This window comes from Bacillus sp. L_1B0_5, assembly GCF_000836715.1.
Lineage (GTDB): Bacteria > Bacillota > Bacilli > Bacillales > Bacillaceae_G > Bacillus_A > Bacillus_A thuringiensis_S.
In genome coordinates, this window is sequence record NZ_JXIS01000179.1 from 1 (window position 1) to 336 (window position 336).

Here is a 336-nt window from a genome sequence, read left to right on the forward strand (position 1 = left end):
GTTTAGCATATAATGGAATTAAGTTAATCGATAAAAAATAATCTTTAGGAGGTTTTTATATATGGCAATTCTTAAAGCTGGTGCAGACGCGGGAAACAGTGGTTTAAAGTTAAATGTATTAGGTCTTGATCCTTTATTCATACCAAGTATTTATTCACATCACATTGGAGAAGCAACGAACATTTTGAGTGATGAGGATATTTCTGTTGAAGAATTAGAAAACAACATTGATGTTACAATTTCATCACCTACCTTGAAGGCAAACAATATGCGTTATATCATTGGTCAAAAAGTGATTGATGAAAACATTAAAGGTATTGAAATGGAAAAGAAATC

The 336-nt window shown here is 31.0% G+C and carries 1 pseudogene; it reads left to right on the forward strand.

What is annotated here, in order from left to right:
* Positions 1–61: 61 nt before the first annotated feature.
* Positions 62–336: pseudogene (locus RT27_RS31275) on the forward strand (peptide ABC transporter substrate-binding protein); the annotation flags it as partial.